Below are 23,187 nucleotides of genomic sequence, written 5' to 3'. Positions count from 1 at the left end.
GCAGCGGGTCCTCAGGGGGCGAGCCGGTCCGTCGTGTAGGCGTCGATGTCGGCCCTGATCCGCGTCTTGCCGGCCTCGTCCAGGAAGGAGGCGTCGACCGCGTTCTTGGCCAGGGCGGCGAGGCCCCGCTCGTCGAGGTCGAGGAGGCGGGCGGCGACCGCGTACTCGTTGTCGAGGTCGGTGCCGAACATGGGCGGGTCGTCGGAGTTGATCGTGACCAGGACACCGGCCCGCACGAACTCCTTGATCGGGTGCTCGTCGAGGGTGCGGACCGCGCGCGTGGCGATGTTCGACGTCGGGCACACCTCCAGGGGGATGCGGTGCTCGGCGAGGTGCGCGAGCAGCTTCTCGTCCTGCGCGGAGCTGGTGCCGTGGCCGATGCGCTCGGCGCGCAGGTGGGTCAGCGCGTCCCACACCGTCTGCGGTCCGGTGGTCTCGCCCGCGTGCGGCACCGACCGCAGCCCGGCGGCGATGGCCCGGTCGAAGTAGGGCTTGAACTGCGGGCGCGGCACGCCGATCTCGGGCCCGCCGAGGCCGAAGGAGACCAGCCCCTCGGGGCGGATCCGGTCGTCGGTGGCGAGCCGGGTCGTCTCCTCGGCGGCCTCCAGACCGGCCTCGCCGGGGATGTCGAAGCACCAGCGCAGCACGGTCCCGAACTCCGCCTCGGCCGCCTTGCGGGCGTCCTCGATGGCGTCCATGAAGGCGAGTTCGTCGATGCCGCGCCGGGTCGAGGAGTACGGGGTGATGGTCAGCTCGGCGTACCGCACCTGCTGGCGGGCCAGGTCCCGGGCGACCTCGTACGTCAGCAGCCGGACGTCCTCCGGGGTGCGGATGAGGTCCACGACGGACAGGTACACGTCGATGAAGTGGGCGAAGTCGGTGAACGTGAAGTAGTCGGCCAGGGCCTCGGGGTCGGTCGGCACCTTGGAGTCGGGGTGCCGGGCGGCCAGCTCGGCGACGATGCGGGGGGAGGCGGAGCCGACGTGGTGGACGTGCAGTTCGGCCTTGGGCAGCCCGGCGATGAACGCGTGCACGTCACGGGCGCCGGCCGCGTCGGCCGCGGTGGGGCCGGCGGGCGCGCCGGAGACGGGGGAGCCAGGGGCTGCGGCGGATGCGTCGAAGCGGTCGGTCATGGGGTCCTCCCCGGGACGGCGTCCCGGGCCGAGCGGGCCGGACGGGACGCGGGTGATCGGCTGATCGATGAGTCGGGATCATCGTAGGCGGCCCGCCCCCGACCCGGCCCCCGCCCTCTCCACTACCCGCCCCTGATCCAGCCCCGCCCTCTCCTCGGCCCGGCCGGCCCCGAGCCTTCCTCGTCCTCGGCCCCCGCCCTCTCCTGCGCCCGACCCCCGACCCTTCCTCGTCCTCGGCCCCGGCCTCTCCTCGGCCCGCCCCCGACCCGACCCCTGGCCTCTTCACGCACCGCCCCCGACAACCCCCGCCACACACACCGCCCCGGACCACCCCGGCCGCGCATACCGCCGCTCACCGCATCGGTCCCGGGCCGTAACATGACGGAACGTACGCACGGTGGAACGCCGTACGGATGACGGAACGCAGGACGGAACGCGCAGGACCGAATGCCCGGCGGGGACGCGGGGCAGAGGGCGACAGAGGGGATCCACGCATGTCCGACGACGCGCCGACTCCGGCCGGTGACGCCGCCCGAGACCCGTGGCCCGCGCCCGCTCCGGACCGGGCCGACGAGGCGGACGGCCCGCAGGACGCGGCTCCCAAGGTGCCGTTGCACAAGGACACGACGGCCACGGCCCCGACGGATGCGGCTGCTGCGGGTCCGACGGACGTGTCGGGTACTGCGGCTCCGGGTCCGACGGATGCGGCGGCTGCTGCCGGTCCGGCGGACGTGGCGGAGCGGGGGGCCGGTCCCGCCGGGACCCCTGCCGGGCCGAACCCCTGGGCCGCCCCGGGGGACGGCGCGCAGAGCGGGCCCGGCTACACCGTCGCCGCGAACGAACCGCTGACGCCGGACTCCGCCGCCACCCCGGCCCCTGCCCCCGTGCCCCCGGGGCAGGTGCCGCCGGCCGTTCACGACCAGCGGACGGTGACCTCGCTGCCCAACGTGTCCCCGCCGACCGGGGGCGGCACCCCGCAGGCCTGGGCCGCTCCCTTCGGGAACCCGCCGGTGAACGGGCATCCCGGCGCCTTCCCGCCGCCCCAGCCCGGCACGGCGGCGGCCGGTGGTCCGCCCGGTCACCCCGGTTACCCCGGCCACCCCGTCAACCCCTTCGCTCCCCCCGGCCCGGGCGGCCCGGTCCCGCCGCCGCCCCTCGCGCCGCACGGGCCCGGCCAGCTGCCGTACGGATATCCCGGCGGCTACGGCTATCCCTCCCCGCCGCACTACGGCGGAGCCCCCGGTCCCTACGGCTGGCCCGGCGGGGCGGGGGACAGCAACGGCATGGGCATCGCCGGCATGATCCTCGGGATCATCTCGGCCGTCGGCTTCTGCATGTGGCCGTTGGCCATCGTGCTCGGCATCCTCGGTATCACCTTCGGCGCGGTCGGACGGGGGAAGGCCAGGCGGGGCGAGGCCTCGAACCCGGGTCAGGCCCTGGCGGGGATCATCTGCGGAAGCGTGGGCATCGCGCTCGCGGTCGGACTGGGCGTGCTGCTGATCGTGCAGGCCTGAGCCACCGGCGGGGCGCGGGAGTCACCGGCGGGCGCGGGAGCTACCGCCCGGCGCGGGAGCCAGCGACGGGGCGCGGGAGCCAGCGGCGGGGCATGGGAGTCACCGGCGGGCGCGGGAGCCAGCGACGGGGCGTGGGGCGCGGGAGTCACCGGCCGGCATGGGAGCAACCGGCCGACGCGGGAGTCACCTGCGGCCGTAGGAGTCACCGGAGGGCAGGGGAGTCACCGGCGGGCATGGGCAGGTGCGGCCGCGGCCGCACCCGCTGCTCAGGCCGTCGCCCGGACCCTCTCGCGGGCTTCCATCAGCGCGAACCCCAGCAGGTTCGGCCCCCGCCACCGCTGCGGGTCCATCGCCGCCTCGTCGTCCGCCGCGAGGCCGATGCCCCACACGCGGTCCACGGGGCTCGCCTCCACCAGCACCTTCTCGCCCGTGTTCAGCAGGAACGCCCGCAGCCCGGGGTGCGAGGCGAACTTGTGGACGCTGCCCTCGACCACGATCGCGAACCGCTCCCGCTGCCAGGTCGCCTCGTCGAAGCCGCGCACCAGCCGCCCCTCCTTCTTCGCCTGGGCGGGGGAGCCCGCGGCCAGCACCCGCCGCTCCGCTTCCGCGTCCTCGAAGAGGCGGGCCTTCCCCGCCATCATCCAGTGCTCGGCCGTCGGATAGGTGACCCCGTCGACCACGAAGGGTGACGGCCACCACTGGCTCAGACAGCTCGAGCCCAGCCGGCCGTCGGGCCGCGGCCGGTGCCCCCAGAAATGCAGATACCTGATCCTCGCCCCGGCCTGGACCCGCCTGACCAGGGCCTCCCGGCTGTCGATCTTCTCCATGCACGCGAGTCTGGCACGCGCCACTGACACTGCGTCCCGCCTTTTCCGCTCCGACTCGACACCTGGTCGACCCGCCCTCGACAGATTCCGTCGCGTAACCAAAAGGCAACAACGGAATCACTTGTTGGAGTGCCCTTGCTCTGTCAGGATCGGCAATCAAATCAAGCCGGAGCTACGCTGGCCGCCCTCGCGCACAGCGGGGCGAAGGCGGAGGAGAGCGACATGCAGGACCGGTTCCCCGCACAGGAACGATTCGCGGACGGCGCTCAGTACATCGGAGGCCGCCTCCGGCACGGCACGTCCGGCCGGAGCCACGCCGTGATCGACCCCGCGACCGGCGAGGAGGTCTTCACCTACGAGCTGGCCGGCGCCGACGACGTCGACGCCGCCGTGGCCGCGGCGCGCGCCGCCTTCCCGGGCTGGGCCGGGGCCACGCCGGGTGAGCGCTCCGACGCGCTGCACCGGTTCGCCGCCGTCCTCACCGACCGCGCCGAGGAGTTCGCCCGCGCCGAGTCCCTCCAGTGCGGCAAGCCGCTGAAGCTGACCCGTGAGTTCGACGTTCCGGGCACCATCGACAACACCGCCTTCTTCGCCGGCGCGGCCCGCCACCTCGCGGGCCAGGCCGCCGGTGAGTACTCGGGCGACCACACCTCCTACGTCCGCCGTGAGCCCATCGGTGTCGTGGGATCCATCGCGCCCTGGAACTACCCGCTCCAGATGGCCGCCTGGAAGATCCTCCCGGCGATCGCGGCGGGCAACACCATCGTGCTCAAGCCCGCCGAGCTCACCCCGCTGACCTCCTTGCTCTTCGCCCAGGCGGCGACCGAGGCCGGGATCCCCGACGGCGTGATCAACATCGTCACGGGGTCCGGACAGGAGGCCGGTGAGCGCCTCGTCGGGCATCCCGACGTCGCCATGACCTCATTCACCGGCTCCACCGCCGTCGGCAAGCGCGTCACCGAGGTCGCCATCGCGACGGTCAAGCGGCTCCATCTGGAGCTGGGCGGGAAGGCGCCCTTCGTCGTCTTCGACGACGCCGACCTGGAGGCCGCCGCCAACGGCGCGGTCGCGGGGGCGCTCATCAACACCGGGCAGGACTGCACGTCCGCCACGCGCGCGTACGTGCAGCGGCCCCTCTACGAGGCGTTCGTCGAGCGGACGGCCGCCCTGATGGAAACGGTCCGGCTCGGCGATCCCTTCGCCCCCGGTACCGATCTCGGCCCGCTGGTCTCGCACGTCCAGCGCGACCGGGTCGCCGCCTTCGTCGACCGGGCGCGCGGCTACGCGCGCGTGGTGACCGGCGGGGAGGCCCCGCAGGGGGATCTCAAGAAGGGCGCGTACTATCGCCCCACCCTGATCGCGGACGCCGCGCAGGACAGTGAGGTCGTCCAGTCCGAGATCTTCGGGCCGGTCCTGGTGGTGCTGCCCTTCGACAGTGACGACGAGGGCATCGCGCTCGCCAACGACACCCCGTACGGGCTGGCCGCCTCCGCGTGGAGCCGGGACGTCTTCCGGGCGAACCGGGCCACGCGCGAGATCAAGGCCGGGTGCGTGTGGGTGAACGACCACATCCCGATCATCAGCGAGATGCCCCACGGCGGCTACAAGGCCTCCGGCTTCGGCAAGGACATGTCGGTGTACTCGTTCGAGGAGTACACGCAGGTGAAGCACGTTATGTTCGATAACACCGCGGTGGCCCGCAAGTCCTGGCACCGCACCATCTTCGGGGACTGTTAGAGCGACGACGACCGGCCGCCGACCACGGCCGAACCTCCCGAAAGGGCACCACGCGCATGGAGAGTTACGAGCCCGACCGTCTGAGCCCGGCCCAAGTGGCCGCCGTGCGGCGCAGCCTCCGCAACGGCAGGGGGGCCATGACCCGCCGGTCATTGTTGCGCGCCTCCACGACAGGGGCCCTGGCGCTGGGCGGCCTCGGCGCGCTCAGCGCCTGCGGGATCCCCGCGGCAGGCAAGACCGAGGGCGGCACGGCCGCCGACGACCACTCGGCGAAGGAGAAGACCGTCAGCTTCTCCAACTGGACCGAGTACATGGACGTCGACGACAGCGGGAAACACCACCCGACGCTCGACGCCTTCACGAAACGCACCGGCGTCAAGGTCAAGTACACCGAGGACATCAACGACAACAACGAGTTCTTCGGCAAGATCAAGCCGCAGCTCGCCGCGGGCCAGGACACCGGCCGGGACATCATCGTCCTCACCGACTGGCTGGCCGCCCGCCTCATCCGCCTCGGGTGGGTCCAGAAACTGGACCCGTCCAACCTGCCGCACGCCTACGCCAACCTGTCGGCCCAGTTCCGCAGCCCCGACTGGGACCCGGGCCGTGCCTACTCGTATCCCTGGCAGGGCATCTCCACGGTGATCGCCTACAACAAGAAGGCGCTGGACGGCGTCGAGGTGAAGTCGGTCTCCGACCTGCTCGACAACCCCAAGCTCAAGGGCCGCGTCGGCTTCCTCACCGAGATGCGCGACAGCATCGGAATGATGCTGCTGGACATGGGCAAGGACCCGGAGAAGTTCACCGACGACGACTACGACGCGGCCATCGCCCGTCTCCAGAAGGGCGTCGACAGCGGCCAGATCCGCCGCTTCACCGGCAACGACTACACGTCCGACATCACCAGCGGCGACTTCGCGGCCTGTATCGCCTGGGCCGGTGACGTCGTACAGCTGAAGGCGGACAGCCCCGACGTCGACTTCGTCATCCCGGACAGCGGCTACCTGACCTCCAGCGACAACATGCTGATCCCCAACAAGGCACGTCACAAGACGAACGCCGAACGGCTCATGGACTACTACTACGAGCCGGAGCCGGCCGCCGAACTCGCCGCGTACATCAACTACGTCTGTCCCGTGGACGGCGTGAAGGACGCGCTGGCGAAGATCGACGAGGATGCGGCGAACAATCCGCTGATCATCCCTGACAAGGCCATGCAGGCGAAGTCGCATTCCTTCCGCTCGCTGAGCTCGAAGGAAGAGACCGCCTACGAGGCGAAGTTCGCGAAGCTCACCGGGGCGTGACGACGATGAAGACGACCAACAGCGGCAGCGGCGATGTCCGCCTGACCGGCATCAGCAAGACCTACGGCTCCTTCACCGCCGTCCAGCCGCTCGACCTGACCGTCCCGCAGGGCTCCTTCTTCGCCTTGCTCGGTGCCTCCGGCTGCGGCAAGACCACCACCCTGCGCATGATCGCCGGTCTGGAGGAACCTTCCTCCGGGACCGTCCACCTCGGCGACCAGGACGTGACGGCACTCCCGCCGTACAAGCGCCCGGTCAACACCGTGTTCCAGTCCTACGCCCTCTTCCCGCACCTCGACATCTTCGAGAACGTCGCCTTCGGCCTGCGCCGGCGCGGCATCAAGAGCGTGAAGAAGCAGGTCGAGGAGATGCTGGAACTCGTACAGCTCGGCGAGCAGGCCCGCAAGAAGCCGCACCAGCTCTCCGGCGGCCAGCAGCAGCGGGTCGCCGTGGCCCGCGCCCTGATCAACAAGCCCGGGGTGCTGCTGCTCGACGAGCCCCTCGGCGCCCTCGACCTCAAGCTGCGCCGCCAGATGCAGCTGGAGCTCAAGCGCATCCAGACCGAGGTCGGCATCACCTTCGTGCACGTCACGCACGACCAGGAGGAGGCCATGACGATGGCCGACACGGTCGCCGTGATGAACGCGGGCCGGGTCGAGCAGCTCGGCTCGCCGACCGACCTCTACGAGAACCCGAAGACGACCTTCGTCGCCAACTTCCTCGGCACCTCGAACCTCATCGAGGCCGAGGTCGACACCAAGAACGGCGACGACATCGTGCTGAAGGCGGGCGGCGGCAAACTCGTCCTGCCCGAGTCGCGCTGCTCCGCGCCCACCACGACGGGCGGCAAGGTGCTGGTCGGCATCCGCCCGGAGAAGATATCCCTCACCCACGCCGACGACGCCGGTGAGATCCCCGAGGGCCGCAACCGCATCACCGGGCGGATCGCCAACTCGTCGTTCATCGGCGTCTCCACCCAGTACGTCATCGACAGCACGGTCTGTCCCGAGTTCGAGGTCTACGCCCAGAACGTCGACCGGGACGCCCGGCTCGCCCCCGGCGCCGAGGTCGTCCTGCACTGGAGCCCCGCCCACACCTTCGGACTCGACGCCGCACAGGACATCGACGCGGGCATCCAGGAAGAGGCGGCCCTCTGATGGCGACGCTCACGGAGGCGCCCCCGCCCCTCTCCCCGACGGCACCGGCGCACAAGCCGCCCCGCAGGCGCGGGCGCTGGACGCCGTACTGGCTGCTGCTGCCCGGTCTGCTCTGGCTGTGCGTGTTCTTCGCGCTGCCGATGATCTACCAGGCCTCCACGTCCGTGCAGACGGGCTCCCTGGAGGAGGGCTACAAGGTCACCTGGCACCTCGCGACCTACTGGGACGCGCTGAGCGAGTACTGGCCGCAGTTCCTGCGCTCGGTGCTCTACGCGGCCGCCGCGACGATCCTGTGCCTGGTGCTCGGCTACCCGCTGGCCTATCTGATCGCCTTCCGGGCCGGCCGCTGGCGGAACCTGATCATGATCCTGGTGATCGCGCCGTTCTTCACCAGCTTCCTGATCCGCACCCTCGCCTGGAAGACGATCCTCGCGGACGGCGGCCCGGTCGTCGGCGCCCTCAACACCCTGCACGTCCTCGACGTCACCAGCTGGCTCGGCTGGACCGCGGGGGACCGGGTGCTGGCCACCCCGCTCGCCGTGGTCTGCGGTCTGACCTACAACTTCCTGCCCTTCATGATCCTGCCCCTCTACACCTCGCTCGAGCGTATCGACGGGCGGCTGCACGAGGCGGCCGGCGACCTGTACGCGCGGCCGGTCACCACCTTCCGCAAGGTCACCTTCCCGCTGTCGATGCCGGGCGTGGTCTCCGGGACGCTGCTGACCTTCATCCCGGCGGCCGGCGACTACGTCAACGCCGAACTCCTCGGCTCGACCGACACCCGCATGATCGGAAACGTGATCCAGACGCAGTTCCTGCGCGTTCTGGACTATCCGACGGCAGCGGCCCTCTCCTTCATCCTGATGGCCGCGATCCTTTTCATGGTCACTCTCTACATCCGCAGGTCCGGGACGGAGGATCTGGTCTAAATGCCCTTCGTCAACTGGCTCAAGCGCCATTTCGTGGTCATCGCGGGACTTCTCACGCTCGCTTATCTCCTGCTGCCGAACATCGTCGTCACGGTATTCTCCTTCAATAAACCGAAGGGGCGTTTCAACTACCAGTGGCAGCAGTTCTCCACCGACGCCTGGCAGGACCCCTGCGGGGTCGCCGGACTGTGCGGGTCGCTGTCGCTCAGCCTCCAGATCGCCGTCTGGGCGACCCTCGGCGCGACCGCCCTGGGCACGATGATCGCCTTCGCGCTCGTCCGCTACCGCTTCCGCGCGCGCGGCGCCGTCAACTCGCTGATCTTCCTGCCCATGGCGATGCCCGAGGTCGTGATGGCCGCCTCGCTGCTCACCCTGTTCCTCAACCTGGGTGCTCAGCTCGGGTTCTGGACGATCCTCATCGCGCACATCATGTTCTGCCTCAGCTTCGTCGTGACGGCGGTGAAGGCGCGCGTCATGTCGATGGACCCGCGTCTGGAGCAGGCCGCCCAGGACCTCTACGCCGGGCCGGCGCAGACGTTCCTGCGGGTCACGCTGCCCATCGCCGCGCCCGGGATCGCCGCGGGCGCGCTGCTCGCCTTCGCGCTCTCCTTCGACGATTTCATCATCACCAATTTCAACGCGGGTTCCACCGTCACCTTCCCCATGTTCGTGTGGGGTTCGGCGCAGCGCGGAACGCCCGTTCAGATCAATGTCATCGGTACGGCCATGTTCCTTGTCGCCGTACTGTTCGTACTGACCTCCATGGTCATCAGTAATCGACGCAACAGGCAAAAGGCGTCATCGGTATAGCCCTGTAGGGAGTTGAAATCATGGCCCCAAGCGCCATGAACCGGTGGATCACTTCTCTTTCCGACGCACAGCCGGTCTCGTACTGGCTGGAAGATCCCGGCAAGCCGCACCCCGAACCCGCGCTCACCGGCCCCGAGACCTGCGACCTGCTGGTCGTCGGCGGCGGTTACAGCGGACTGTGGACCGCGCTCGTCGCCAAGGAGCGCGAGCCGCAGCGGGACGTGGTGCTGCTGGAGGGCCGCGAGGTGGGCTGGGCCGCCTCGGGCCGCAACGGGGGTTTCTGCGCGGCCTCCCTCACCCATGGGCTGGCCAACGGGCTCACCCGCTGGCCGGACGAGATCCACCGGCTGGAGGAGCTGGGGCGGCGCAACCTCGACGAGATCGAGGCGGCGATCGCCCGCCACGGCATCGACTGCGACTTCGAGCGCACCGGCGAGATCGACGTCGCCACCGAGGCATACCAGGCGGCGGAGCTGCGCGACTGGCACCGGGAGCTCGAAGGCAAGGGCCTCGCGGACGGGATCGAGTTCCTCGACGCGGACGCGGTGCGGGAGCAGGTCGCCTCGCCGACCTTCCAGGCCGGTCTGCACGACCGGCGGGGCGTGGCCATGCTGCATCCCGCCAAGCTCGCCTGGGGTCTGAAGCTGGCGTGCCTGCGGCTGGGCGTCCGGATCTACGAGCGCACCCCGGCCCTGACCCTGAAGCCCTACGGTGCCGGCATGGCCGTCGGCACCCCGTACGGGCAGGTGCGGGCGCGGAGGGTCGCGCTCGGCACCAACGTCTTCCCCAACCTGGTCAAGCGGGTGCGGGCGTACACCGTCCCGGTCTACGACTACGCGCTGATGACCGAGCCGCTGACCGCCGACCAGCTCGACTCGATCGGGTGGAAGAACCGGCAGGGCCTCGGGGACTCGGCCAACCAGTTCCACTACTTCCGGCTGTCCGCGGACAACCGGATCCTGTGGGGCGGATACGACGCGGTGTACCCCTACGGGGGCCGGGTGCGCGCCGAGTACGACGACCGGCCGGAGACGTACGCCAAGCTCGCCGGGCACTTCTTCGGCTGCTTCCCGCAGCTGGAGGGCCTGCGCTTCAGCCACGCGTGGGGCGGGGCGATCGACACCTGCTCGCGCTTCTCGGCGTTCTTCGGCACGGCGCACCGGGGGAAGGTGGCCTACGCGGCCGGGTACACGGGCCTGGGTGTCGGGGCCACCCGCTTCGGGGCGGAGGTCATGCTCGACCTGCTGGCCGGGGAGAGCACCGAGCGGACGTCGCTCGAGATGGTCCGCAGGAAGCCGCTGCCGTTCCCGCCCGAGCCCTTCGCCTGGACCGGCATCGCCCTCACCAAGTGGTCGCTGGCCCGCGCCGACACGCACGACGGGCGGCGCAACCTGTGGCTCAAGGCGATGGACCGGCTGGGGCTGGGCTTCGACAGCTGACCCGGGCCTGATCCACCGCTTCCGGTGAGATGTGAGCCGGTTCACTCCTACGGGTTGCCCCGACCCGCGTAATGCCGACCGGAGACCTCCCTCTCCCTCATGACGCGACCGCGTCGACGAGCGAAAGGGAGGTCTTCTCATGGCTGGGGCCAAGACGGCCGTCGAGTGGCTGGCATCCGTCGCACCGGATCCCGAGGCATGCCGCTGGGAATGGGAGCGCAACCCCCTGGGGGTGGCGCTGCTGCCCGCGGGCAAGGCCTGGGACGTACTCATCCTGCCGGGCGAGCTCGGCTATCCCACCCTCGACGTGCTCACCCGGATCCTGCACCGGCCGGGCCCCGTGCTGGTCGACTTCGGGGACAACCGCATGGGTTTCTTCGTGGCGCCCGGCACGGCCGCCCGCTGGCTCGGCACCGGCATCCGCACGGCCGGGGCCGGCACCTGGATCGTCGTGCCCTATCCGGGCCGCTCGACCCGGGGTGTGCGCTGGCTGGTCCAGCCGGACGGCTCCGGCACCCTGACCGATCCGGCGCTGCTCGAACTGGCGATGCACGAGGCGGCGGCGGCCCTGGCCGGCGGAGAGGACGGCTGACCGACCGGACATCTCCGCCGCGGTACCCGGCCGCCGACCGGGGCCCGGCCGGCGCGCCTCCACGCCCCCCGTTCCGGGAGCCGCGGTGAATCATTTTCGGGCTACTCCGGGGAGGTCGCCTTCAGGGCGAGCCACAGTTCCATCCGGACGTCCGGGTCGTCCAGGGAGCGGCCGAGGATCTCCTCCACCCGCCGCATCCGGTAGCGCAGGGTGTGCCGGTGGACGCCCAGGTCGGCTGCCGCCGCGTCCCACTGGCCGTGGCGGGAGAGCCAGGCGCGCAGGGAGGCCACCAGGTCGCCGCGGCCGGTCGCGTCGTGTTCGTGCAGGGCGCGCAGCAGGCCGTCCGCGAACGCCTTCACCGCGTCGTCGGCGAGAAGCGGCAGCACGGAGCCCGCCGCGAGCTGCTCGTGCTCCACGAAGACCCGGCCCCGCCGCCGCGCCACCGACAGCGCCTGCTCGGCCTGCTTGTAGGCGGCCGCCGCCGCGATCGGCCCGGCCGGCGCGGACAGGCCCACGACGAGTCCGTCCTCGTCGCCGGACTCGGGCCCGACGCCCCCGGCCGCCCGCGCACTCTCCAGCGCCGCCGTGTACCGGGCGCACGCCGCCGCGGCCGCGCCGCCGTCCGTGACCAGGGCCACCAGCCGGTCGCCCTCGGGCACCACCAGTACGGCCTCCCCGGCCCGGGCGGCCGCCGACTCGACGACCTCGGTGAGACCGTCGAAGGGGTCCCCGGTCCCGTCGCCCGCGGCGGACACCGGCGTCGCGTCGGCGACGATCACCCGGAACGGGGCGTCGAGCAGACCGCCGTAGAGGTCCCCGGCGACGGCCCGCGCATGGTCCGGTTCACCCGCGAGGAGCATGCACAGCACCGCCGCGCCGATCCGCTGCTGCGCCGCGTGCAGCGAGCGGGAGCGTTCCGTGGTGAGGGTGAGCAGCGCGATGGCCGAGTGGACGGCGTACCGCTCGGCGGTGCCCAGGGCCGAGGCGGTGCCGACCGCGAGCGCGGCGCGCGGGCGCCGGCCGGTGCCCAGGGAGTGCAGCTCGATCCGGTCGTCGTGCCGGTCGTCCGGTCCCGGGTGCTCCGGACCGCCTCCGCCGCCGCCCACCACCGCCGAGGCCGGGGCCGGCCGCTCCCGCAGCCGCTCCACCTCCGCCGTCAGCCGCGCGGCTCGTCGGCCCGCCCACTCCGGCGCCGCTCCCACGACGGCGCCCGAGGCGTCGTAGAGTGCCGCCCACCCGTCGACCTGTGCGGCGAGCGCGCGGAGCAGCCCCTGCGGGCCGTCCGTCAGCGCCTGTCTCGTCAGCTCGCGCTGGGCCGCGAACCCCGCGGTGACCGCCCGGTACTGGTCGGCCGCGATCGCCGCCGACACCGCCTTGCTGATCGCGAGGAAGGGCGTGCGGCGCGGCACCTCCAGCAGGGGCAGGCCCTCCTCCTCGGCCGCGTCCACGAGGGCCTTCGGGATGTCCTCGTAGTTGACGCCGACGGCGAACCCCAGCCCGACCACCCCGGCCTTGGCCAGCCGTCGCACATAGCGCCGCATGGTCTCCGGGTCCTCGGCGTCCAGCTTGAGCGCGGTGATCAGCAGCAGCTCCCCGCCCTCCATGTACGGCACGGGGTCCGCGAGCTCGCTGACGTGCGCCCAGCGCACCGGCACGTCCAGACGGTCCCCGCCCGCCCGCACGGTCAGTTTCAGCGCGGAGTGATGGACGAGCGAGGCGAGCGTGGGAGGCATGGGGCCTTCAGGTCGGGGGAGTGAACGGCGGTGTGATCTTTTGGCCGCCGCGTATGAACGGTCCCTCCCGATTCTGCCTCACTGTACGGACCGCGTCCGCGCCTTTCAGTCCCGCAGGTCGACCAGCAGCGGCGGCGCGTGCTCCCCCCGCACGCTGGTCAGCGACAGCACCGCGTGGCCGGGCGGCACCTCGTGCGCCAGCCGGGACGCCGACCAGCGCTCCCGCTCGACCTCGCGCACGGTCACCGCGTCCGTGGTCACCGCCTTGCCGGTCACCAGCTTGCGCAGGGCGTGGATCGCGCGGGTCATCGGCTGGTCGGCGAAGACGGTGTGCTGGGCGACCTCGGTGGTCTCCACCCACTCGGTGCCCCAGGTCTGCGCGAACCGGCTGCCGTCCCAGGTGGTGATGCCGGAGAACGCCATCCGGCAGCCGACGGCCCCGTACAGCGGCCCGTGCAGCGCCTCCGGGACGTCGCCGATCGAGCGCAGGGCGAGCACCACGCCCGCGTTCTGCGAGCGCAGCCGCTGGAGCCGGCGCACCGACCCGTCGGTGACCGTGCCCGTCGCGTCGTCCAGGACCAGACAGACGAAGTGGTCGCGGGGCTCCCGTACGACGGTGTGGAACTGGGCGAGGACCAGCCGGGTGATCAGCCGGGCGGCCTCCTCGTGACCCCGCTCGGGCAGGTCCACGCGGACCCGCAGCGGGTGGTGGGCGACGGCCCGCAGCGAGAACGCCCGGTGGGCGTTGCTGCCGCCGCCGAAGAACTCCGCGAACACCGGGCGGTCGAGCAGCGCCAGCCGGTCGGCGAGCGCCCGGCCCGCGTCGCCCGGGGTCCCCGTCTGCCGGATCCTCGCCTCAAGCTCGCGGCGCATCACCTCGTCCCCGGCCACGGCCTCCCGCAGCGCGGCCAGCGCGCCCGGTTCGCCCTCCAGCAGTTCGCGCAGCTCGGGCAGGGTGGGGAAGCAGCCGTGCGCGCTCCGGTAGGGGCCCAGCACCTGGGCGAGCGCCGTGGTCGCGCTCTGGCCGCTGACCGTGTCGAGGTCCCCGACCAGCGCCTCGGCGAGGATCGCGGCGGCCTCGTCCGGGTCCTCGGACTCCGCGTACGGGTCCAGGTCGTGCACGGACGCGGGATTCCCGATCCCGACGATCACGTCGAACGCGGAGTCGGAGCCGAGCGGGCCGCCGGGCGACGACACCGCGACCACGGCGCACGACCCGGTGAGAGCCTGGAGGGCCAGCGCCTCGGTGAGCGGCTCGACCAGCGTCCGGGTCTTGCCCGAGCCGGACGGGCCGATCGCGAGCAGCGAGGTGCCCAGCACCTCCGGGCCGAGCGCGGCGCCCGCGTCGTGGTAGCTCGTCGGGGTGCGCTCGGCGGCCACCCAGCGGCCGACGCGCACCTGCCCGGTGAGCAGGTCGTGGCGCGCGGTGCGCCGGGGCAGGTCGCGGGCGCCGGACGGGTGCGTCCAGGCCGCGCCGCCCTGCCGCAGCACCGTGTCGCGGAAGTCGGCGAGCCCCGCCGTCCAGGCCCGCCGTACGCGTACGCAGTCCACGTCGTTCATCCGGCCGGCGGCGACCTCGGCGGTCAGCAGCTCGGCCGCCTCGTACTGTCCGGCGTCCCGCAGCTCGGGCCACTGGGCGCGCGGCCGCCCGGCCTCGGGCGCGGCCTGCCCGGGCCCGGCGCGCCGGGCGGCGAGTCGTTCCCGCGCGTACGGCCACCAGCCGCCGACCCTCGCGAACGGCCACACCACCAGCAGCGTGATGACCGTGTACAGCGCGTTCGTGAACAGGGGGGAGGCGAACAGTTCGTAGCTGCCGGAGATCAGGACGATCAGCGAGAACAGCGGGTCGATCACGGGCAGGGCGTCCCAGCCGGCCCCGAAGGCGCCGGGGAAGACGAAGCTGAGGGCGGCGAGCGCGCCCAGCAGCGCGACGAGGGCCCGGGCGGGCTGCGGCCGGCGGCCCACGAAGTGCTGTACGGCGTGCGCCCAGCTGCCCAGGCGGCCCATCCCGTAGACGAGGACGGCGAAGAACACGCCGTCGTAGACGACCCGCGCCTCGGCGCCCTCCATGGACTTCGGGGACGCGATCGTGCCGCCCCACCACCAGTCGTCCGGGGTGAACAGCCGCAGCAGGGTGAACTGGTACGGCAGCCCGCCCCGGCGCCACAGCGACCACAGGACCAGCGCGACCACGAGCGGGACCAGCATGCCGACCACCGTGACCGGCGCGAGCCGCTCCGAGGCCCTGGCCTCCTTCGGCGGCCGGTACCCGAAGCGCCAGATTCCCGTCCCCGCCACGGGGCGCGCCTCGTCGAGCCAGGCGGCTACGGCGGAGGAGGCGGCCCGGGACGCCCCCGGCGTGCCCGGCGCGTCGGTCGGCCGGGGCGGCACCGCGGGCATCCGCGGCGGCCCCGCCGGGCGCGGCACAGGATTCGCATGCGTACCCCGTGCGTCCCACGTCCCGTCGCTGTCCATCGCCCTGCCCCCTGACCAGCCGTTCCGTCCACCATCAGCGAGTCAATCTAACGCGCCCGCAAGGGGAGTTCACCGCTTACGCGGCCGGTCCCGCGCCGATCACCGTCCGTCGGCACTGTCCATGACGGACAAGCCGCTCCGGCGACACCGCCCACATGGAGCATGCCCACCCCCCACTCCCCGTCCTAGCCTGCGGGAAAAGAACGAAAGTGTCCGCAAAACCCCAGGAGCCCGTCATGACCGCCCTTCCGCAGGAGCGCCGCGTCGTCACCGCCATCCCCGGCCCGAAGTCGCAGGAACTCCAGGCCCGCCGTACCGCCGCGGTCGCGGCCGGTGTCGGTTCGGTGCTTCCCGTCTTCACCACGCGCGCGGGCGGCGGCATCATCGAGGACGTCGACGGCAACCGTCTGATCGACTTCGGCTCCGGTATCGCGGTGACGTCCGTCGGCGCCTCCGCCGAGGCCGTCGTGCGCCGGGCCACCGCCCAGCTCGCCGACTTCACCCACACCTGCTTCATGGTCACCCCCTACGAGGGCTACGTGGCGGTGGCCGAGGCCCTCGCCGAGCTCACCCCGGGTGACCACGCCAAGAAGTCCGCGCTGTTCAACAGCGGTGCCGAGGCCGTCGAGAACGCCGTCAAGATCGCCCGCGCGTACACCAAGCGCCAGGCGGTCGTCGTCTTCGACCACGGCTACCACGGCCGCACCAACCTCACCATGGCGCTGACGGCGAAGAACATGCCGTACAAGCACGGCTTCGGCCCGTTCGCGCCCGAGGTCTACCGCGTCCCGGTCGCCTACGGCTACCGCTGGCCCACCGGGGCCGAGCACGCGGGCCCCGAGGCCGCCGCGCAGGCCATCGACGAGATCACCAAGCAGGTCGGCGCGGACAACGTCGCCGCGATCATCATCGAGCCGCTGCTCGGCGAGGGCGGCTTCATCGAGCCCGCCAAGGGCTTCCTCCCGGCGATCAGCAAGTTCGCCTCCGACAACGGCATCGTCTTCGTCGCCGACGAGATCCAGTCCGGCTTCTGCCGCACCGGCCAGTGGTTCGCCTGCGAGGACGAGGGCATCGTCCCGGACCTGATCACCACCGCCAAGGGCATCGCGGGCGGTCTGCCGCTCGCCGCGGTGACCGGCCGCGCCGAGATCATGGACGCCGCGCACGCGGGCGGCCTGGGCGGCACCTACGGCGGCAACCCGGTCGCCTGCGCGGGTGCGCTCGGCGCGATCGAGACGATGAAGGAGCTCGACCTCAACGCGCGGGCGAAGCACATCGAGGCCGTCATGAAGGGCCGCCTCTCCGCCATGGCCGAGAAGTTCGAGGTCATCGGCGACATCCGCGGGCGTGGCGCGATGATCGCGATCGAGCTGGTCAAGGACCGCACGACGAAGGAGCCGAACCCCGAGGCGACCGCCGCGCTGGCCAAGGCCTGCCACCAGGAGGGCCTGCTGGTCCTGACCTGTGGCACCTACGGCAACGTACTGCGCTTCCTGCCGCCGCTGGTCATCGGCGAGGACCTGCTGAACGAGGGACTCGACATCATCGAGCAGGCTTTCGCGCGCATCTGAGCCGGGGCACCGCACAGCTGATTCCCCTCTGCCGTACAGGGTGTGAAGAACGTGTGCGAGGAGGATGGCGGGACGGGATACAGCCTGTCGTACCGCCATCCTCTGCCGTAGGTTCTCAGCAGATGAGAGATACACCCCGTCCGCAGGGGACTGCGGGCGGACCCAGGCCGGGGCCTCCCCAGCTTCGACCTGGTCGTGCCCTCGCGCACACAACCGGAGCTTCCGGCTTCGGATCTCCACACCGATCGGACGGCCGCCCGCCCCAAACCCCCCGGGGCGGCCGGCACTCCGGTCCGGACGGCCACCCCGGAACCACCCCCCCTGTTCCGGGGTGGCCGACCTCCTTCTCCGGCGCGGACCGTTGAAAGCGGACGAACGGCGGACGAAAAGCGACCCTGGATCCCGATCCGGGGTCTTTTCTTCGCTCCGGGCTCCTTCTCCGCCGTCCGGCCGCTCCTGACAAGCTGGGTCCCATGCCGCCCCGCCCGCCCCGCGCCGTCCTCGCTCTCCTGCCGCCCGCCCTCCTCTTCGCGCTGATCACCTGGCAGGTCGCCGCCGACGGCCCGCTGCTGCGCGCGGACGAGCGCGTCAGCCGTGCCCTCGTCCGGCCCGGCCGGGCCGCCGAGCTGCTGGCCGACCTGGGCGAGGTGCAGGTGGCGGTGCCCGTCCTGGTGCTGGTCGCCGGGTACGCGGCGTGGCGGGGGAGAGCGGCCGGCCGGGCGCGGTGGTGGGCGCCGTCCGTCGCCGCGCTCGCCCTGATGGTGCTGGTGCCGCTGATCGTCGTCCCCCTGAAGATGTGGACGGACCGGCCCGGTACGCCCGCCGTGCCCCCGGCCACCGGCTACTACCCCTCCGGCCACACGGCGACGGCGGCCGTCGCCTACGGCTCGGCCGCGCTGGTCCTGCTGCCGTGGCTGCGCACCGCGCTCACCCGCCGGCTGGCCCTCGCGACGAGCGGCCTCCTCGTCCTGGCCGTGTCCTTCGGGCTGGTCCGGCGCGGCTACCACTGGCCGCTGGACGTCGTGGCGAGCTGGTGCCTGTGCACGGTGCTGCTCGGTGCGCTGTGGTTCTTCCTGGACAGGGAGCGGCGGCGGGAAGCGGAGACGGGAGGGGGAGGGGCGGGGGAGCCGACGACGTCGGGGCGACCGTGCCAAACCGGCGCACCCCGGCCGCTCACCCGTACGACTCGGACAAGCGACCCTTCGGCCTCCCGCCCCTACCGTGGAGCACGAAAGCCACAGGACACCCCCTAAGCGAAGGGCCGGGACCCGCACATGCCCCAGGAAACGACCGTGGGGGCCACCCACGCCTTCTGGCTGGCCGGCCGCCAGGCGACCGGCGAGGACAGCTTCGACGTCACCTCCCCGTGGGACGGCCGGCTCGTCGGCAAGGTCAGCGTGCCGACGGACGCGCAGGTCGAGGAGGCCGTTGCCGCCGCGTACGCCGTGCGCGACGAGTTCGCCGCCACCCCGGCCCATGTGCGCGCCGCCGCGCTCGACCACGTCAGCAAGCGGCTCGTGGAGCGCACCGAGGAGATCGCCCAGCTGATCTCCGCCGAGAACGGCAAGCCGATCAAGTGGGCGCGCGGGGAGGTCGGCCGGGCCGTCTCCGTCTTCCGGTTCGCGGCCGAGGAGGCCCGGCGGTTCAACGGCGGCGAGGCCCAGCGGCTCGACACCGACGCGGGCGGCCAGGGCCGTCTCGCCCTGACCCGGCGCTTCCCCAAGGGGGTCGTGCTCGGCATCGCGCCGTTCAACTTCCCGCTGAACCTGTGCGCCCACAAGGTCGCCCCGGCGATCGCGGCCGGTGCGCCGATCATCCTCAAGCCGGCCCCGGCCACCCCGCTGTCCGGCCTGATCATCGGCGACCTGCTCGCCGAGACCGAGCTGCCCGCCGGTTCCTGGAGCATCCTGCCGGTCTCCAACGACCGCATGCCCGCCCTCGTCCAGGACGAGCGCCTGCCGGTCATCTCCTTCACCGGTTCCGAGAAGGTCGGCTACGCGATCATGGACTCGGTGCCGCGCAAGCACTGCACCCTGGAGCTGGGCGGCAACGGCGCGGCCGTCGTCCTCGGCGACTTCTCGAGCGACGCCGACCTCGACTGGGCCGCCGGGCGCATCGCGACCTTCTCCAACTACCAGGGCGGCCAGTCCTGCATCTCCGTGCAGCGGGTCATCGCGGACGCCTCCGTGTACGACCGCCTGCTGCCGCGCATCGTCGCCGCGGTCGAGGCGCAGGTCACCGGCGACCCCTCCGACGCCCGGACGGACGTCGGACCGCTGGTCAGCGAGGACGCGGCCAAGCGCGTCGAGACCTGGGTGGACGAGGCCGTCGCGGCCGGCGCCTCCCTCCTCGCGGGCGGCAAGCGCGACGGAGCCTCCTACGCGCCGACCGTCCTCACCGACGTACCGGCGGACACCACCCTCGCCTGCGAGGAGGTCTTCGGACCGGTCCTCACGGTGACGAAGGTGGACGGTGAGGCCGAGGCCTTCGCCGCCGTCAACTCCTCCAAGTACGGCCTCCAGGCGGGCGTGTTCACCCACGACGTCCAGGTCGCCTTCCGCGCCCACCGTGCGCTGGAGGTCGGCGGGGTCATCGTCGGCGACGTGCCCTCCTACCGTGCCGACCAGATGCCGTACGGCGGCGCCAAGCAGTCCGGCGTGGGCCGCGAGGGTGTGCGGTTCGCGATGGAGGACTACACCTACGAGCGGGTGCTGGTCCTTACCGGGCTCGCGCTCTGAGACGCCCGGCGACTCTCTGGCTCATGGGAACCATTTTCATATAGGCTCCCCGAAGGGGGCCCGGCACCGATGCCTTCCGGTGCCGGGCCCCTTCTTCGTGCCGGCTTCCTCCGGACCCTCAGCCGGTGAAGCCGACATGCGCCAGCCGCAGCGGGCCGCGCAGTCCGAGGCGCAGGTCGCGGACGCCCCCGGCGGTGAGGGCCGCGTCGACGGTGACGTAGTCGTACGGTCCCGGGGTGGGCGCGCCGACCGTCAGGGTCGCCAAGGCCGGGCCGCCGTCGAGCGACAGCTCCACCGTGCCCGAGCCCGCCACCGTCACCGTCACGCCCGTCGTGCCGGCGCCCGTGCCGAAGTCGCAGGCCCGGTAGAGCAGTTCGCCCGTCCCGCCCGCCACCGGCGTCACCGCGTCGCGCGACACCTTGGTCCGGTCGACGATCTCGACGCCGCTCTGCTCGTCGAAGTCGGCGGCCTCCAGGCCGCGCCGCAGGACCGGGCGCGGGGTGGCCGGTTCGCCCTCCAGCGTGACGGTCGTCCGCAGCCGGACGTCCGCGCTCGACGCGCCGACCAGGAGGTCGTACGGGCCGGACTCCGTACGCCACCGCCCCTGCGCCACGTCCCAGAAGGCGAACGCGGACAGCGGGACCGCGAAGGAGACCTCCGCGCTCGCGCCCGGGGCGAGCGTGACGCGGCGGTGGTCGAGCAGCTCGCGGCGCGGCCTGGTGACCGAGGGATCCACGGCACGGGTGTAGAGCTGGGCGACCTCGTCGGCCGTCACGTCCCCGGTGTTGGTGACCGTGCAGGAGACGTGCGCCGTGCCGTCCTCGACGCGCACCGCCAGGTCCGCGTAGGAGAACGACGCGTACGACAGACCGTGCCCGAACGGGAAGAGCGGGGTGCCCTCGAAGTAGAGGTACGTCTGCCGGGAGCCGATCACGTCGTAGTCGAGGAGGTCGGGCAGATCGGCGTCGTCCGCGTACCAGGTCTGCGGGAGCCGGCCGGACGGGCAGACGTCACCGGCCAGGACCCGCGCGAGGGCGGTGCCCGCGGCCTGGCCGCCGTGCGCCGTCCACAGCACCGCGGACAGCGGGCCCGGCTCGATGGCGTACGGATACGCCGACACCAGGGCCAGCACCGTGCGCGGGTTCGCCGCCCGGGCGGCCGCCAGCAGCCGCTCCTGGTGGGCCGGCAGCCGCAGCGTGGTGCGGTCCTCGGTCTCCCGGCCGTTGATGTGCGGGTCGTTGCCAGCCACCACCACGACCACGTCGGCCCCGGCGGTGACCCGGGTCACCGCGTCCTCGCCGGACTCGACGACGACGACCTCGACGACCTCGGAATTCTCCTCGTCCGGCCCGGCAACCCGGACGCCGTCGGCGGCGACACATACGGGGCGGCCCGTCCCCAGATGCAGCAGGAGGTGACCGTTCGCGTGCGGTTCCAGGCGGAACGTCTCCTGGACGACCCAGCCGCCGGGCTGGTCGGCGGAGGCGCGCAGGAAGCCGTCCTCGGCGACCGAGAGGTAGCGCCCGTCCGGCGCGCGCAGCGTCAGCACGCCCTCGCCCCAGTCGGCGAGCGCGAGTTCCGTACCGGTCGCGTCGGTCGTCAGCGGCGGGAGGTCGGTACGGCCCGCGAGCAGCGCCGGGTCGAGGGCGCCCTGCGCGCCGAACGCCTCCTCGGTGGCCTCGGGCGCGGCGGGCACCTTCAGGAACGTCCCCGCGGAGGTCCTGAGCAGGACCCGGTCCACGCCCTCCGCGAACTCCACGCGCTCGGCGCCGAACCGCTCGTACAGCCCCTCCAGCGGGGTGGAGCGGTGCAGCAGCGTGCCGCTGTACCAGTCGAGCTTGCACTCGTCGGCGAGCAGGCCGACCACCGCGATCCGGGTGTCCGCGGCCAGCGGCAGCACCCCGTCGTTGCGCAGCAGGACGACCGCCTGCTCGGCGGCCTCCCCGGCGAGGGCGCGATGGGCCGGGGAGTCGAACTCGCCGGTGCCCGCGTGCGGGTCGTAGAGCGGGTCGAACTCGCCCAGCCGGAAGCGGACCGAGAGCTGCCGGCGGACCGCCGCGTCGACGTCGGCCTGAGTCAGCAGGCCCCGCTCCAGAGCCCCCGCGACCCGGGCGACGATCTTCGAGCCGTCCGTGCCGTGGTCGGTGAAGCTGTCCACGCCGGCCACGAGCGCGGCCGCCGTCGCCTCCTCGTGGGTGTCGAAGTAGTGCTCGGAGTCCACCAGGTTGGAGGGCGCGCCGGCGTCCGAGCAGACCAGCAGGTCCTCGTCGGTCCAGGCGCGCAGGTGTGCGCGCAGGTACGGCGAGACATGGTTGGGGCGACCGTTGACCAGGTTGTACGCCGGCATCACCCCGGCCACCGCGCCCGCCTCGACGCATCCGCGGAAGGCACGCAGGTCGTACTCGTGCAGCACGCGGGGGCGGACCGAGGACGAGGTGACGTCCCGGCCGGTCTCGTTGTTGTGGGCCAGCCAGTGCTTGAGGACCGGAGCCGTGCGCCAGTACGTCGGATGATCACCGCGCAGGCCGTGCGTATAGGCGGTGGCGATGGCGGAGGTCAGCCGCGGGTCCTCGGAGTAGCCCTCCTCGTTACGGCCCCACAGCGGATGGCGCAGCAGGTTGACGGTGGGCGACCAGACGTTCAGTCCCACCCGCTCGTCGCGGGCGCGCATCGCCCGGACCTCCTTGGACACCGCGTCGCCGATCCGGCGCACGAGGTCGGTGTTCCAGGTCGCGCCCAGGCCGACGGCCTGCGGGAACACCGTCGCCGGGCCCATCCAGGCGACGCCGTGGAGCGCCTCCTGGCCGGTGCGGAAGGCGGTGATGCCGAGGCGCTCGACGGCGGGTGCGAACTGGTGCAGGAAGGAGACCTTCTCCTCGGGGGTCAGCCGGGACAGCAGATCGTCGATGCGCTTCGCGAACGGCAGCTGCGGGTCGCGGAATGGCGGCGTGGGCGGCGTGTGTGCGGTCACGTGGGGATCCCTTTGCGGTGGAGCGGGGAGGCGCTTTCGAAGCGCTTCGATGCTCATTCGACGGTGGGTCGGGTGTCAAGACACCCAGACGCGATTTCAAGCGGTGCATGAGAAAAGGTCGCGTCCTTCACGGTGGAGGAATATTGCGACCGACCCTTGTGCACCCCCTGCCCTTCACTTAACCTCGCAGCAACATCGAAGCGCTTCGACTGGAAGTTCCGCGGGCCCGGTCGGATGATCGCTTCCGCTCAGCCAGT

Annotated in this window: 16 protein-coding genes; 11 read left to right on the top strand and 5 right to left on the bottom strand. The window is 72.3% G+C overall.

The window, feature by feature from the left end; all coding sequences use genetic code 11:
• Positions 1-11 precede the first annotated feature (11 nt).
• Positions 12-1,133 (bottom strand): adenosine deaminase, encoded by a 1,122-nt coding sequence (locus AOQ37_RS04920; protein ID WP_234436813.1) that lies wholly within the window; start codon positions 1,131-1,133, stop codon positions 12-14.
• A 494-nt stretch (positions 1,134-1,627) separates the two neighbouring features.
• Here AOQ37_RS04920 and AOQ37_RS41115 point away from each other — a divergent pair, with 494 nt between their 5' ends.
• Complete coding sequence (locus AOQ37_RS41115; RefSeq protein WP_234436812.1) at positions 1,628-2,647, top strand: DUF4190 domain-containing protein; 1,020 nt, start codon at positions 1,628-1,630, stop codon at positions 2,645-2,647.
• Between the two features lie 266 nt (positions 2,648-2,913).
• Here the strand turns inward: AOQ37_RS41115 and ybiA are convergent, their stop codons facing one another.
• Positions 2,914-3,474, bottom strand: a complete 561-nt coding sequence (gene ybiA / locus AOQ37_RS04910) for a riboflavin biosynthesis intermediates N-glycosidase (protein ID WP_062641631.1) — start codon at positions 3,472-3,474, stop codon at positions 2,914-2,916.
• Positions 3,475-3,696: 222 nt separating this feature from the next.
• On the opposite strand from ybiA, the gene AOQ37_RS04905 reads away from it, so the two are divergent.
• From AOQ37_RS04905 to AOQ37_RS04875, 7 genes are all read left to right on the top strand, one after another.
• Positions 3,697-5,211 carry a gamma-aminobutyraldehyde dehydrogenase gene (locus AOQ37_RS04905; RefSeq protein ID WP_062641630.1) on the top strand — a complete coding sequence of 505 codons (1,515 nt, stop codon included), beginning with the start codon at positions 3,697-3,699 and terminating at the stop codon, positions 5,209-5,211.
• A 56-nt stretch (positions 5,212-5,267) separates the two neighbouring features.
• The gene (locus AOQ37_RS04900; protein ID WP_062641628.1) at positions 5,268-6,515 is read left to right on the top strand and encodes a polyamine ABC transporter substrate-binding protein; all 1,248 of its coding nucleotides are present in this window, start codon (positions 5,268-5,270) and stop codon (positions 6,513-6,515) included.
• A 5-nt stretch (positions 6,516-6,520) separates the two neighbouring features.
• Positions 6,521-7,672: an ABC transporter ATP-binding protein gene (locus tag AOQ37_RS04895; RefSeq protein WP_199824949.1), complete on the top strand. Its 1,152-nt coding sequence runs from the start codon at positions 6,521-6,523 to the stop codon at positions 7,670-7,672.
• The gene (locus tag AOQ37_RS04890; RefSeq protein WP_062641624.1) at positions 7,672-8,601 is read left to right on the top strand and encodes an ABC transporter permease; all 930 of its coding nucleotides are present in this window, start codon (positions 7,672-7,674) and stop codon (positions 8,599-8,601) included. The genes AOQ37_RS04895 and AOQ37_RS04890 overlap by 1 nt, the downstream gene beginning before the upstream one ends.
• Positions 8,602-9,411, top strand: a complete 810-nt coding sequence (locus AOQ37_RS04885; protein WP_062641621.1) for an ABC transporter permease — start codon at positions 8,602-8,604, stop codon at positions 9,409-9,411.
• A 20-nt stretch (positions 9,412-9,431) separates the two neighbouring features.
• Positions 9,432-10,850, top strand: coding sequence for an NAD(P)/FAD-dependent oxidoreductase (locus tag AOQ37_RS04880; RefSeq protein WP_062641619.1), 1,419 nt, complete (start codon positions 9,432-9,434; stop codon positions 10,848-10,850).
• A gap of 139 nt (positions 10,851-10,989) precedes the next feature.
• Positions 10,990-11,442: a hypothetical protein gene (locus tag AOQ37_RS04875; protein ID WP_062641617.1), complete on the top strand. Its 453-nt coding sequence runs from the start codon at positions 10,990-10,992 to the stop codon at positions 11,440-11,442.
• 101 nt (positions 11,443-11,543) lie between these two features.
• Here the strand turns inward: AOQ37_RS04875 and AOQ37_RS04870 are convergent, their stop codons facing one another.
• Positions 11,544-13,175, bottom strand: a complete 1,632-nt coding sequence (locus AOQ37_RS04870) for a PucR family transcriptional regulator (protein ID WP_062641616.1) — start codon at positions 13,173-13,175, stop codon at positions 11,544-11,546.
• Positions 13,176-13,280: 105 nt separating this feature from the next.
• On the bottom strand, positions 13,281-15,650 hold the full coding sequence (locus tag AOQ37_RS04865) for a hypothetical protein (protein ID WP_062641615.1): 2,370 nt from the start codon (positions 15,648-15,650) through the stop codon (positions 13,281-13,283).
• 236 nt (positions 15,651-15,886) lie between these two features.
• Between AOQ37_RS04865 and gabT the strand changes: the two genes are divergently transcribed.
• The 3 genes from gabT to AOQ37_RS04850 all read left to right on the top strand — a co-directional run bounded on the left by gabT (position 15,887) and on the right by AOQ37_RS04850 (position 19,959).
• Positions 15,887-17,221, top strand: a complete 1,335-nt coding sequence (gene gabT / locus AOQ37_RS04860) for a 4-aminobutyrate--2-oxoglutarate transaminase (protein WP_062641612.1) — start codon at positions 15,887-15,889, stop codon at positions 17,219-17,221.
• Positions 17,222-17,694: 473 nt separating this feature from the next.
• Positions 17,695-18,474: a phosphatase PAP2 family protein gene (locus AOQ37_RS04855; RefSeq protein WP_062641609.1), complete on the top strand. Its 780-nt coding sequence runs from the start codon at positions 17,695-17,697 to the stop codon at positions 18,472-18,474.
• Positions 18,475-18,513: 39 nt separating this feature from the next.
• Positions 18,514-19,959 carry an aldehyde dehydrogenase family protein gene (locus AOQ37_RS04850; RefSeq protein WP_062641608.1) on the top strand — a complete coding sequence of 482 codons (1,446 nt, stop codon included), beginning with the start codon at positions 18,514-18,516 and terminating at the stop codon, positions 19,957-19,959.
• A gap of 118 nt (positions 19,960-20,077) precedes the next feature.
• Here AOQ37_RS04850 and AOQ37_RS04845 read toward each other — a convergent pair whose 3' ends face one another.
• Positions 20,078-22,930: a glycoside hydrolase family 3 C-terminal domain-containing protein gene (locus AOQ37_RS04845; RefSeq protein ID WP_062641606.1), complete on the bottom strand. Its 2,853-nt coding sequence runs from the start codon at positions 22,928-22,930 to the stop codon at positions 20,078-20,080.
• Between the last annotated feature and the right edge of the window lie 257 nt (positions 22,931-23,187).

This window comes from Streptomyces maremycinicus (assembly GCF_001184025.1).
Taxonomy (GTDB): Bacteria; Actinomycetota; Actinomycetes; order Streptomycetales; family Streptomycetaceae; genus Streptomyces; species Streptomyces maremycinicus.
Note: the sequence above shows the minus strand (reverse complement) of the source record. Positions and strands in the feature narration are given on the sequence as shown.

Coding starts and splice junctions, on each gene's coding strand:
- AOQ37_RS04900 (WP_062641628.1), top strand. CDS start 5,268: ATGGAGAGTTACGAGCCCGACCGTCTGAGCCCGGCCCAAGTGGCCGCC.
- AOQ37_RS04875 (WP_062641617.1), top strand. CDS start 10,990: ATGGCTGGGGCCAAGACGGCCGTCGAGTGGCTGGCATCCGTCGCACCG.
- AOQ37_RS04890 (WP_062641624.1), top strand. CDS start 7,672: ATGGCGACGCTCACGGAGGCGCCCCCGCCCCTCTCCCCGACGGCACCG.
- gabT (WP_062641612.1), top strand. CDS start 15,887: ATGACCGCCCTTCCGCAGGAGCGCCGCGTCGTCACCGCCATCCCCGGC.
- AOQ37_RS04885 (WP_062641621.1), top strand. CDS start 8,602: ATGCCCTTCGTCAACTGGCTCAAGCGCCATTTCGTGGTCATCGCGGGA.
- AOQ37_RS04870 (WP_062641616.1), bottom strand. CDS start 13,175: ATGCCTCCCACGCTCGCCTCGCTCGTCCATCACTCCGCGCTGAAACTG.
- ybiA (WP_062641631.1), bottom strand. CDS start 3,474: ATGGAGAAGATCGACAGCCGGGAGGCCCTGGTCAGGCGGGTCCAGGCC.
- AOQ37_RS04920 (WP_234436813.1), bottom strand. CDS start 1,133: ATGACCGACCGCTTCGACGCATCCGCCGCAGCCCCTGGCTCCCCCGTC.
- AOQ37_RS04855 (WP_062641609.1), top strand. CDS start 17,695: ATGCCGCCCCGCCCGCCCCGCGCCGTCCTCGCTCTCCTGCCGCCCGCC.
- AOQ37_RS04905 (WP_062641630.1), top strand. CDS start 3,697: ATGCAGGACCGGTTCCCCGCACAGGAACGATTCGCGGACGGCGCTCAG.
- AOQ37_RS41115 (WP_234436812.1), top strand. CDS start 1,628: ATGTCCGACGACGCGCCGACTCCGGCCGGTGACGCCGCCCGAGACCCG.
- AOQ37_RS04895 (WP_199824949.1), top strand. CDS start 6,521: ATGAAGACGACCAACAGCGGCAGCGGCGATGTCCGCCTGACCGGCATC.
- AOQ37_RS04865 (WP_062641615.1), bottom strand. CDS start 15,650: ATGGACAGCGACGGGACGTGGGACGCACGGGGTACGCATGCGAATCCT.
- AOQ37_RS04880 (WP_062641619.1), top strand. CDS start 9,432: ATGGCCCCAAGCGCCATGAACCGGTGGATCACTTCTCTTTCCGACGCA.